This is a genomic window from Corallococcus interemptor (assembly GCF_003668875.1).
GTDB classification, from domain to species: domain Bacteria; phylum Myxococcota; class Myxococcia; order Myxococcales; family Myxococcaceae; genus Corallococcus; species Corallococcus interemptor.
Genome location: NZ_RAWM01000199.1, coordinates 1 through 11,368 on the forward strand (window position 1 = coordinate 1; position 11,368 = coordinate 11,368).

The 11,368-nt window shown below is 69.3% G+C and carries 10 protein-coding genes and 1 pseudogene; 4 read left to right on the plus strand and 7 right to left on the minus strand.

The window, feature by feature from the left end:
* Positions 1-90: 90 nt before the first annotated feature.
* Entirely contained in the window at positions 91-1,824 is a 1,734-nt protein-coding gene (locus tag D7X96_RS37265; protein WP_147468501.1) for a hypothetical protein, read from the minus strand.
* A 35-nt stretch (positions 1,825-1,859) separates the two neighbouring features.
* Complete coding sequence (locus D7X96_RS37270; RefSeq protein ID WP_244219858.1) at positions 1,860-3,182, minus strand: diaminopimelate decarboxylase family protein; 1,323 nt, start codon at positions 3,180-3,182, stop codon at positions 1,860-1,862.
* A gap of 159 nt (positions 3,183-3,341) precedes the next feature.
* Here D7X96_RS37270 and D7X96_RS37275 point away from each other — a divergent pair, with 159 nt between their 5' ends.
* Together D7X96_RS37275 and D7X96_RS37280 are read left to right on the plus strand one after the other, a co-directional pair.
* Complete coding sequence (locus tag D7X96_RS37275; RefSeq protein ID WP_208647436.1) at positions 3,342-3,572, plus strand: uracil-DNA glycosylase family protein; 231 nt, start codon at positions 3,342-3,344, stop codon at positions 3,570-3,572.
* Positions 3,573-3,723: 151 nt separating this feature from the next.
* Complete coding sequence (locus D7X96_RS37280; RefSeq protein WP_120552766.1) at positions 3,724-4,062, plus strand: hypothetical protein; 339 nt, start codon at positions 3,724-3,726, stop codon at positions 4,060-4,062.
* A 3-nt stretch (positions 4,063-4,065) separates the two neighbouring features.
* Here the strand turns inward: D7X96_RS37280 and D7X96_RS37285 are convergent, their stop codons facing one another.
* Entirely contained in the window at positions 4,066-4,548 is a 483-nt protein-coding gene (locus D7X96_RS37285) for a hypothetical protein (protein WP_121724600.1), read from the minus strand.
* A 158-nt stretch (positions 4,549-4,706) separates the two neighbouring features.
* Here D7X96_RS37285 and D7X96_RS37290 point away from each other — a divergent pair, with 158 nt between their 5' ends.
* Together D7X96_RS37290 and D7X96_RS37295 are read left to right on the plus strand one after the other, a co-directional pair.
* Positions 4,707-5,849 carry an esterase/lipase family protein gene (locus D7X96_RS37290; RefSeq protein WP_121771867.1) on the plus strand — a complete coding sequence of 381 codons (1,143 nt, stop codon included), beginning with the start codon at positions 4,707-4,709 and terminating at the stop codon, positions 5,847-5,849.
* Between the two features lie 60 nt (positions 5,850-5,909).
* Complete coding sequence (locus D7X96_RS37295; RefSeq protein WP_121724601.1) at positions 5,910-7,223, plus strand: PQQ-dependent sugar dehydrogenase; 1,314 nt, start codon at positions 5,910-5,912, stop codon at positions 7,221-7,223.
* A 24-nt stretch (positions 7,224-7,247) separates the two neighbouring features.
* On the opposite strand, the gene D7X96_RS37300 is transcribed toward D7X96_RS37295, so the two are convergent.
* From D7X96_RS37300 to D7X96_RS37315, 4 genes and pseudogenes are all read right to left on the minus strand, one after another.
* Positions 7,248-7,853: a ribosomal L7/L12 family protein gene (locus D7X96_RS37300; RefSeq protein WP_147468502.1), complete on the minus strand. Its 606-nt coding sequence runs from the start codon at positions 7,851-7,853 to the stop codon at positions 7,248-7,250.
* Positions 7,854-7,915: 62 nt separating this feature from the next.
* Positions 7,916-9,373, minus strand: a pseudogene (locus tag D7X96_RS37305) (alpha-amylase family glycosyl hydrolase); the annotation flags it as partial.
* Positions 9,374-9,456: 83 nt separating this feature from the next.
* Positions 9,457-10,731 (minus strand): OprO/OprP family phosphate-selective porin, encoded by a 1,275-nt coding sequence (locus D7X96_RS37310; protein WP_121771869.1) that lies wholly within the window; start codon positions 10,729-10,731, stop codon positions 9,457-9,459.
* A 138-nt stretch (positions 10,732-10,869) separates the two neighbouring features.
* Positions 10,870-11,368: RICIN domain-containing protein (locus D7X96_RS37315; RefSeq protein WP_147468503.1), on the minus strand; the 499-nt coding region annotated here is incomplete at its 5' end.

An 11,368-nucleotide genomic window follows, 5' to 3' on the forward strand; every position in this document is an offset into this window, starting at 1 on the left:
GGGTGGGAGGGGGGACTTCGTCCGTGCCGCAGCCGGACAGGAGGGCGGTCAGCAAGCAGAGGGAGAAGAAGGCACGCATGGTCGTGGGCTTCAGCGGGGAAGGAGTTCAACGCGGTAGGCATCCGGGCCCTGGAAGCGTCCGAACATGTCGGCCCGCAACAGGTGGCGTCCCGCGGCGCGAGGCACCCAGGCGCTGGACGCCGCATCCCAGGGGACGGGCGTCACGCCGTCGGCCTCGAAGAGGTCGAACTTCGTGTCGAGCGACGTGCGGCTCAGCGCGTGGGGGCGCGCGTCCAGCGTCAGCGCGAACCAGTCCACGTCGGTGGAGGTGTTCAGCACGCCCGTGGCGCTCAGTGCGCCGCCCAGGTCGGTCGCGTTCGCGGCGGTGCCCGCGTGGTCGTCCACCCCCACGTCCCGCACGCCCAACCCGTACTGCGCCCGTGGCCCCGAGACGCGCAGCAAGACGGAGCCGTCCGCGTCCACCATGAAGTGGTGCACCTTCGCGACGTCGTTCCGGGTGAGGCTGGAGCCCGGCGCCGCGAGGTGGAAGGCCTCCACCGAGACGCCGTCCGCCTCCAGGCTGTAGACGTGTCCCGCCAGGGCATCGAAGCGGAAGAAGTCCACGTCACCGGTATAGGTGAGGTAGCCCGTGAGCGGCGCGTCGCCAACGAGGTGCACCGCGTCCTGGGGGCCCGAACCCTGGTCCTCGCCCAGGTCCAGGAGCGTGAGCGCATACGCGCCCCACTCTCTATCGCCCTCCACGCGCACCTGGAGCCAGGCATCCCGGTCAATGCCCACCGGGGGATACAGGACCTCGCCCCGTGGCGTGAGGACGCGGGCGTCGCGGCAGGCATTGAGCGCCGGGGTGTCACAGCGCAGCGCGTACGCATGGCCCGCCCGAGCGAAGAAGGAGAACACGTCCTTGTCGGACTCGAGCTCGAGCATTCCCTTCAGCGCAACGCTGGCGCCCTCAGGCAATACGGTCGCGGTGTCCGGCGAGTCGCCGTGGTCATCCGGCCCCAGGTCCTCCACGCCGCAGGTGTAGGGAATGGCGGTGGGTTGGAACCCCCTGAGGATGAAGGCATGCCTGCCGGTGTTCCTGACCCAGAACCTCCGGCCTCGGATCGTGAGCGTGAGGAATCCAGGGGTGAGCAGTTCCTGTCCGTCCGGCCCCTGGAGGCGGTCGCTGCCCCCCGACGTGAAATCCCCCAGGCACCGCACGATGACGAAGTGTCCCGCGGACGCGTCGAAGACGAACGTGTCCGTATCCGGGCCGGCCTGCAACAGCCCTTCGACCGGAGGCGCGCCCGGCGTGAGGAGCGTAGCCCCGGCCACGTCCTCGCCGTGGTCGTCCTCGCGCCGGGTCAGCGAGTACCGGAAGCTGCCGGTACTCCCGGCGGGCAGCGCGGTCACGATGGCGGCGGCGCCCTGGTCGTCAACCACGCGGAAATGCACGCGGGTCGTGCGTCCCTCGTGTTCAATGAACGCGGACTCATCTCCCACCGCGCCCAGGAACTTCACCTCACAGGCCTCGAAGCCTTCCGCGGTGCAGGTGAAGGTGTGGATGACGCCCTTGTCCACCTTGAGCGCGAAGGCGCGGGACTGGACGGTGCCGCCCACCGCGACGATTTCACCCGTGCGGGGCGCGGTGGGCACGGCCAGCGGTTCATAGCCCAGGCCCTGCCAGCCACAATCCGGAGCGGACCCGCAGGGATTGGGTGGGTTGTCCACGCACTTCAAATCCTCGCAGGAGTCGCTGGAGCAACTGGAGGCGAAGAGCGCGAGCAGGCAAAGACAGAAGACGCGGACGGGGGGCATGGCCATTCGGAAGCCACGCTAGCCCCGACCGGGGGCCGACGTCACGGCGGGTCGCGCGCGGTCATGTCTTCGTAGGTTTCCGCGCGACGGGCGAGCGTCGCGCGGCCCTCGTCCAGGATCACGATGCCGGGCTGTGGGAAGCAGAAGGAATTCGAGAAGGACACCAGATACGCCCCCGCGTCCATGACCGCGAGCGTGTCGCCCACGCGGAGCCGGGGGAGCTCGATCTCCGTCCGGAGGCGGTCCATGGGGCTGCAGGTGGGGCCGTCGAGCGAGTACGTCCCGCTGGGCGATTCTCCCCACCGCTCGACGTGGAAGATCTCGTGATACTCGCGGTGCAGGATGTGGGCGATGTTCTCGCCGGCATCCAGGATGGCGTGCGCGGGCGCGGCTCCGGCCTCATTGAGGCTGCTGACCTGGCAGAGCAGCAGCTGGGTGTTCCCGGTCATCGCGCGTCCGGGCTCCAGGAAGATGCGAGGCGCGGGACGGCCGGCGCGACGGAAGTGGGACTCGACCCTGCCGATGAGCAGCGCCAGGTAGCGTTCAATCGTGAGCCGCTGGCGGACCCGCTCCTCGAGCGGCACGGGTGAGTCGTTCAGAGGCAGCACCGTCGGGACCGCGAGGCTCCCACCCAGGTCGAGCATCTCCACTTCGAGCCCGAGCCGTGCGTGCAGCGTGTCGCAGAACTCCAGCACCTCTTGAACGAAGCGCTCCAGCGTCCCGGCATCCTCGATGGCCACGCCCCGGTGCGCGTGCAGCCCGACGACCCGCAGCGAGGAATGCATCATCGCCTCCTCGTAGGCCGCCAGCGCCTGGCCTCCGGCGATCGGAATGCCGAACTTGCCGGACCAGCTGTCCGAGGTGGCCACGCGAATCCCCACCCGCGGGCGCTTGCCAAGCTCCGCGGCGGCCGCCGCGACGATCGGGATCTCCTCACGGTGGTTCAGGTGGGTGAGCAGCAGCTCGCTCTGGACCACCGTGCGGGCCACGCTCGGCGTCTTGCCCGGGCCGTTGTAGATGATCCGCTCGGGCGCGACCCCGAGCCGCTGGGCGAGCCACAGTTCATACGGAGAGACGACCTCGGCGCCGACCCCGAGTTGTGACAGCCGCTGGAGCACGGCGGGAATCGGGTTGGTCTTGTACGAATAGAAGATCTCGGCGCCCCGCCTCCGGCCCTCGGGCGTCTGCTGGAAGCGCCGGACGTTCTCGGCGAGCCGGGCGCCATGGACGACGAAGAGCGGGCTCCCCCAGCGCTCCGTCAGGCTCGCGAGCGGCCTTCCCTCCAGGCACAGCCCGGCTTCGGCTCGCGTCAGGCCCCAGGTCTCTGGGTGAAGGGGCTGGGAAGCGGTGTGGGACGTGGACACGCAGAATCCTTGGATGGGTTCGTGCGTGAGACAGCAGGGCCCGTGCCAGGACCGGGAGCACCGGGGTGCCCCGGGAGCACCGTCCGATACATCCCGGCTGACATGTCACTGACGTGGCGTTGACGTGTCAGCGCCCAGGAACTCTTCGATGGCTCGGGCATGATCCTCTGCCTCGGGGCCACGGCGGCGCAGGCGTTCCTGGGGCCGGGATTCCGCATCAACCTGAGCCGGGGGCAGATCTTCGAAACGCACTGGGCGAAGGCGTGGATGGCGACCTTCCATCCGTCAGCGCTCCTGCGCATGCCGGACGAGCGGGCGCGGGCCCAGGCGCGCATCCACTTCGAGGAGGATCTGCGCCGGGCGGCGGACACGCTGCGCACGCTCGGGTGACGGCACGGCTTTATGTGTCCTGTCTTACATTTCTCGTTTTACAGAGATATTCGCTCTTACTCTGTTCTAGGATGCCGGGTGTGGAGGCTGTCCCTCCACACGACGACGCCCCCTCAGCGTTCTTGAATTCTCTGAGGGAGAAAGAACACCAATGAAGAAGTTGCTCCTGGGACTCATGCTGGCCGCGGTTCCGCTCATGGGCTGTGGCGCGGGGATGGAAGAGTCCTCGCCCGACTCCGTGCAGACGGTGGTGACCGAGTCCGGCCAGAGCCTCAACCTGGACTTCGGCCCCATGAGCTCGGAAGAGCCGCTGGCGTCGATGGGCGATTCGAGCGGCGACGTCTCCGCGATGGGCGCCGGCTGCTGGGTCACGCTCCTGTACTGTCGGGACCCGCGTTACAACGGCTGGGCGACCTGTCAGCAGAACGGCAAGTGCAGCCTGCAGCAGTTCAAGGACAACTGCATCGCCCTGTACAACAAGACCTGCTAGGCCTCAGGGCTCCTGGAAGCCGCCGCGCACCCATGCGTTGGCGGCGTCCCGGGTGAACTTGAAGTTCACCGGCGCGCGGTGCTTGGCGACGGTCGCGCCCGCGTCATCGATGGCCGAGAGCAGCGCGTGGGGGTCGTACTCATCCGGCACGAGCTCCAGCCGGACCTCGTACCAGCGGCCCTCCCAGGCGATGGAGAGCTTCTTGGTCAGGGCCTGGTCGCGCTGCCGGGCGGAGCGATCCAGGACCTCCGAGGCCGTCTTCACGAACGTGGCGAACGCCGTCGCGTCGAAGGGCTTGGGGTTCTTCTTGTCGCGGCCCATCACCCAGGGGCTGACGAGGGCAGGCTCGGAGAGCCCCTGCTTGCGGATCTCCACGGCCCAGCCGTCGTCCTCCTCGTTCTTGATGACCCGGGCCGACCAGCCGTTCTTGCGCCAGAACGTGGGCTCCATCACTTCGGGTTCGGCCGGCGTGTTCTCGTTGCTCATGGGCACTCCTCATACCCTCCCCCGCTGACACGCCGCCAGGAGTCCTGCGCGCGGCAGCTGCCCGCTTGCTCGGCCTGCCGTCCGGGGCAAGGGTTCGGGACTTCACGTTGGGCCCGGGCCCCGGCGCCGGGGGTATTCCGCACGCTAGGCTTGCCCGCATGGCCACCCAGCACCGCGTCTATCTGGTCCCCGGCTTCTTTGGCTTTACCCAGCTGGGCGACAAGGAAACGGAGCGCATCGCCTACTTCCAGAACGTCCCCCGGTTGCTGGAGCAGCGCTTCAAGGAGCGCGGCATCGATGCGCGGGTGCATCCCCTGGCCTCCTCCCCCACCTCCGGGCTGGGGCCCCGGGCCCATGACGTGTTCCGGGAGATGGCCCGGACCGCGAACGAGGACGACGCGCAGCTCCACCTCGTCGGACACTCCACGGGCGGGCTGGATGCACGCAGCGTCGTCTCTCCGCGCATGGCCCGGGAGGCCCCGGACTTCGTGAAGCGCGTGCGCTCGGTCGTGAGCATCTCCACGCCGCATTACGGCACCCCGCTGGCCAGCTTCTTCCACGAGGGCCACGTCGGAAAGACGCTGCTGCGCTACCTGTGGCTCTTCACCTTCTTCACCCTGCACCGCAAGGTCATGCCGCTGCGGACCGCCGTGCTCCAGGCCTGCTACTGGCTCGTCCTGCGCAGCGAAGACGCGAAGCTTCCCCCCACCCTCTTCAATCAGATCTTCCGGCTGACCGCGGACCTCTCCGAACAGGAGCGCGAAGAGCTCATCCGGTTCTTCAGCCAGGTGGGCGAGCACCAGGAGCTGATCCACGACCTCATGCCCGCCAGCACGCGGGCCTTCAACGCGCGCACCCCGGACCGGGAGGACGTGCGCTACGGCTGCGTCGTCACCGGCGCTCCGCCACCCAGGCCGCGCCTGCCGCTGCTGCCCACGCCCCACGCGCTCCTCCAGGGAATCTTCGCCTTCCTGTACGCGAAGAGCGCGCCCCGGTCCCGGGAGCTCCAGGTGCCCGGGTTCACGGCGGCCCAGTCCCAGGCCCTCCAGGACGTCCTGGGCCGGAACTTCGAATCCCGGAGCGACGGCATCGTCCCCAGCCGCTCCCAGGTCTGGGGCGAGGTGATCCACGTCGCGCTCGGAGACCACCTGGACGTCGCGGGCCACTTCGACCAGCCGCCGGAGTACATCAGCTGGCTGTCCTCCGGCTCCCACTTCCAGGAGCCGCAGTTCCAGGCGATGTGGGAACGGGTCATCGACTTCACGGTGGGCGGCGGCGCGACTGTTCACCCAGGCACCTGAGCGGGCGCCGCGTGGCCGTGGGCGGGTGACGGCACGCGCGACTCGGCGGAGAGTCACCCCATGCGCCATGGACTCGTTCCCCCCCTCCTCGCTTCCCTCCTGCTGAGCGCCGTCCCCGGAGCACAGGCCCAGACGCCCCGGCCGCCCTCGCGGCAGGAAGGCAACCTGGCCCCGGGGCGTGGCGGTGAGAGTCAGCAGTCCGTGCCCCGGAAGGGCGACATCCCCCAGGGCGCGCCCGTGGAGACCGCGCCCCCCAACGTCCCGGAGTTCAAGCCCGCGTTCCCGCAGCAGACGCGCGCCCCGGCGGTGAAGACGCGCACGCCGCTTGTCGTGACGGAGATCGCCTCTGGCTTCAACAAGCCGTGGGCCATCGCGTTCCTGCCGGATGGCCGCTTCCTCGTCACGGAGAAGCCCACGGGCTCGCTCTACATCGTCACCGCCGCGGGCAAGAAGTCGCCGGCGGTGGCGGGCCTCCCCAAGGTGGATGGCCGGGGCCAGGGCGGGCTGCTCGACGTGGAGGTGGGGCCCGACTACGCGAAGAGCGGGCTCATCTACTGGACCTATTACGAGCCGCGCGAGGGCGGCAACGGGCTCGCGGTGGCGCGCGCGAAGCTGGTGGACGGCCCGAAGCCGCGCATCGAAGGGCTCCAGGTCATCTTCCGCATGCAGCCCACGCTCGAGTCCACGCTGCACGCGGGTGGACGGCTCGTCTTCACGCCGGACGGCAAGCTCTTCGTCACGCTCGGTGAGCGCTCCATCCTCCCGGGCCGCGTGCAGGCGCAGGACCTCAAGAGCGACTTCGGGAAGGTGGTCCGCATCCTCCCGGATGGCTCCATCCCCCAGGACAATCCCTTCGTGGGCAGGAAGGACGCCCGGCCGGAGATCTGGTCCTCCGGCCACCGCAACATCCTCTCCGCGGCCCTGGACGCGCAGCAGCGGCTGTGGATCGTGGAGATGGGACCGCGCGGCGGTGACGAACTCAACCGTCCCGAGGCCGGCAAGGACTACGGCTGGCCCACCATTGGCTATGGCGAGGAATACTCCGGCGAGCCCATCCACAAGACGACGCAGGCCGCCGGCATGGAGCAGCCTGTCTATTATTGGGATCCGGTCATCTCGCCGTCGGGGCTCACCATCTACTCGGGGTCGCTCTTCCCGGAGTGGAAGGGGAACTTCTTCATCGGCGGCCTGTCCAGCCAGGCGCTGGTGCGGCTGGTATTGAAAGACGACCGCGTGGTCGGCGAGGAGCGCCTGCTCACGGAGCGCAACGCGCGCATCCGCGAGGTGGTCCAGGGGCCTGACGGCGCGCTCTACCTGCTCACGGATGACTCGAACGGCCGCCTGTGGAAGCTCACGCCGGGCCGCGCGCCGTGAAGGACTCCCGCGTCCGGCGGCGTCTCAGCCCCGCCGCCGGAGCAGGTCGGCGCGCATCTCCTCCACCGCGTCCTTGGCCTCCTTCAGGCCCACGCCGTGCTGGTCGCGGTAGAGCTTGATGGCCTGGATGAGGTTGTTGTCCCAGATGGCGCGCTCGATGTCGGCGCTCAGGTCCGAGCCGGACACCTCCGGTCGCTCCGGAGACGCCCTGCCCGCCCGCATCGCCTCCACGGCGTCCTTCGCCTCCTTCAGGCCGCTGCCGTAGATCGCCCGGTGGTACTTGATGGCCTGGATGAGGTTGTTGTCCCGAACGGCACGCTCCATGGCGGCGTGGGCGTCCGGATCGGATGCCTCACGGCGCGCAGGAGGGCCCACGGGCATCCGGCCGTCCCGCATCGCCTCCACGGCGTCCTTCGCGTCCTTCAAGCCACTGCCGTAGAGCGTCCGGTGGAGCTTGATGGCGTTGATCATCTGCCCGGACTGGATCAACTCCGCGAGGACCTTCTCCCCGTCCTCCGGAGCTGAATCGATGGGCCGCGCCGGGGGCTGCTCGCCGTGGGTGGAGCGCCACCAGAGCCCCACGATGGCTCCCACCAACACCGCGATCCCCAACAACACCAGGAAGGACATGGACATCCTCCGAGCATACAGAGGCCTCGGAGGATGGGGAGCCCTGCCGGCGTGTCAGCCCGTCACGGGCACCTGCTCACCATCAGCTCGCCGCCGTCGAGGCCCGCGTTGATGCGGAAGCTGAACACGTAGTTGCCGGCCTCCGGAATGGCGATGGAGGACTCCTTGCCGGGCCCCGCGGCGATCGACATGGACTGCTCCGCCGCGATCACCACCGGATTCCCGCCCGTCACCGCGAGCTCCTTCGACCAGTCCGCGCTGGCGAACTTGAAGGTGTACGCGGTGACGTCCGGCTCGTTGACCACCACCTGGTAGATGTTGTCGCCCTTGTAGGCGAACCGGCGGCTGGCGGGCGTCGCACCGAAGTTGTCGCCACCGACGTAGCTGCCCCGGATGAACAGCTCCTTGCCGAGCGGGCCCGTCCCCTCGACCGTCGGCGCGTCGCAACGGGCCAGCGGTCCCTGACCGGAGAGCCCGCCGCCGGGGCCTGTCCGCGGCCCTTCCGCCGTCGGCGAAGCGATGACGAAGAACCGGGCCTCGAACGGCTTCAGCGCGATCGCGTGGTCCCCACCCGAGAGGGCCACGTCCTCGCCGCCCAGCAGCGCGACGAGCGTCCCCGCGCTGCCCACGGCCGTCCCCGCCACGGTGATGAGCGCGGGCTCCGCCTTCGCGTTCAACACATACAGGACGTGGTCCGTGCCCTTGTCCTTGCGGTCGATGAAGACGTGGTCATCCGAGTAGATGTGCGTCCGGCTGCCATTCGCCAGCGCCGGGTGGGCGTCGCGCAGCGCCATCAGGGACGCGACGTGGTGCTTCAGGTCCGCCTGCGCGGGCGTGAGCACCGTGGCGGGGGCGCCCACCGTCGTCGGGATCCCCTCCACGATGGCGGAGGTCCGGGAGACGTGGTCGTCGCAGACGCCCCGGACGGCGCAGGTGGAGTTGTCCTCCCTGGCCGCGAAGCCCGGCAGCTCCTGTCCGATCTCGTCACCGCAGTAGAGGGTGATGGGGCCGCTGTAACCGGCCATGACGCTGAAGGCGGCCTTGTGGCGCGCCCACCAGGCGTTGTCCCCGGGCTCCGCCAGGCCGCCTCGCTGGAGCAGGTCGCCGAAGCGGACCAGGTCGTGGTTGGTCAGCATCAGGTTCGGCATGGCGTGGGCCGGATAGGCCAGCTGGTTCTGATACCCGGCCTGGAGGTTGTTCGCTCCACGGTTGCCCGTGCCGGACTCCTCGACGGCCAGCGTCTGCACCAGGCTGTAGCGCATGGGGAAGTCGAACGCGGACAGCAGCGCGGGGCTCGCGGTGGTGCCGTAGCCCTTGCTGGCGATGTCCGCCGGCCCGCTCCAGATCTCCGCCACCATGTAGCCCAGCGGATGGACGCTCTGTCCCGCCGCGTTCGTGTAGCTCACGTCCGCCGCGGCGGTGGCGACGGCGCTCCGCAGGTCGTCCCAGTACTGCACCGGAACCTGGTGGGCCTGATCCAGGCGCCAGCCGTCGATCTTGTATTCGGTCACCCAGTGCGCCGCGACCTCCTTGAAGAAGTCGAGGTCGTCAAAATTCGCGGTGGATCATACCGGGCCGTTCACACCCCGGCAGGCTCCGTGTCTCAGAACGCGACCTGGAAGCGGGACATCACGACGTTCTCCGCCTCGCGGTCACCTTCCGGAGCGCCGCCCACGAAGTCCGTGTGGTGGTAGTTCAACGCGAAGCGCACGCGCCGGTTGAAGGCGAAGACGGTCGCGACGCCGAAGCCCCGGGCCTGGCTCACCGAGCGGGCGGGGTCCGCGAAGCGGGGAAACGCGTCGTCGTCCATGTCCAGGCCCTGGTAGCGCGCGGAGATCTCCAGCGCGCCGCCCTTGCCCGTCTTGGGGTCGAAGGGGCGGTGGGGCTTGGGGCCCGTGAAGGACGCGTCCCCGCCCAGCACGTAGGACGCATACGCCTGCCACGCGTGGTGGCGCAGGCGCGCGCGCCGGTCACCGGTGCGCACCTCCTGTGACGACAGGACGTACTCCGCGAGCAGCCCCACCGGGCCCCAGTAGAAGTGGCCCTGCGGTGAGAGGCGCACGTGCTCTCCGTCCGCGACGGCGGTCCCTCCAGGGGTCCCGTTGTTCAGGAAGCTGAAGATGACCTCCTGGCCGGTGCTGCGCTGGGGCACCAGGGCCGTGTTGGCGGGAGTGGTGGAGGGCGTGCCGAACTGGAGGCCCCGGGAGACGGCCACGCCCACGCCCAGGCCCTGGAGCGCGGAGTCCGCGTCGCCCTTGAAGGGCTGGGCGAAGACGCGCGCCACCAGGTCGAAGCTGTCGTCGGTGTTGACGTCGATGCTGGCGCCGTCGGGAGCGCCGTTGACCACCGCGAACGCATAGGAGAGGCGCCCCCCGGCGATGTCGCCGTGCAGCTGCAGGCCCTCGTCGCGGACGGGGACCAGGTCGAAGGTGAGCGAGCGTTCGATGAAGGGCACGTCCGTGTTGGCCTGGAGCAGCTCCAGCCCGAAGGGCGTCTTGAAGCGGCCGGCGCGCAGGCGGAGCCATTCAACGGGGCGCAGGTCGATGTACGCGTCCTGGATGAGCGGCTGGCCGACGCCGAAGTCCGGCATGAGCCGGAAGTCCACGAAGCCGAACAGCGTCCCGTCCAGGAAGGGGCGCAGGCGCCGGATGAGGAACGTGTTGGTGCCGCTGCGGTCCGAGTCCGCCACGTAGAAGCGGCCGTCTCCCTGGAGCTGTCCGCGGATCTTCAGCACGAAGGCCTTGTCGGCGGTGGAGAGGATGTAGCCCTCCTCGGAGAGCTGGACGCTGGGGGGCTCGGTCGCCTGGGCGCGGGCCGGGGGCGTGGAGAGCAGCAGCAGCCCCAGGGTGGCGAGGTGGGCGGCGGAGAAGTCGGACACGCGGGACCTTTCAGGAGAGGGGGGCTGGGGCTGGGGCGCGCACGTTCCCCGCGTGCAAGCGACGCTGTCAAGAAGCGCGGGACGGGCCCGGACAGAATCGTCTTCCATCCTTGGCGTGAAGCCGTGCCGATTCCGGGCTCACGGCGATTCCGTCACTTCAGGCTCCAAGGCTGGACCGATGGGTGTCACCTTCCAGAGTTGCCCCGAGTCATTGCAGCCTGTCTTGTCGAGCGCGGGGATGTTGTTGGCCTTGTTGTCATTGACGAGGTCCAATGACAGCGCGTCTCCCTGCGCCTGGGTCGTCAGCCGGTAGATGCCGTTGGGCTCCGGATTCAGCTTCCATCGCTGCTCCGGAACATCCGCCGATTCGACGAGGAGGGTGCGATTGCCGGCGGTGCTGGCCAGGGACAGGCTGGTCCCAAGCCACTGGGTCGTCAGCCGGTAGTAGCCGTTGGCCTCCGGAGTCAGCTTCCACCGCTGCCCCGAGGCGTAGCCCGCCCTGGCGAGCATGGGCACGTTGGCCTTGCCGTCAGAGAAGACGTCCAACGCCATGCCTTCGCCCCGCCACAGGTTCGTCAGCTGGTAGTAGCAGCGGGCATCGAGGGCGGCGGACACCGGCGGCGGGGTGGGTGCCGTG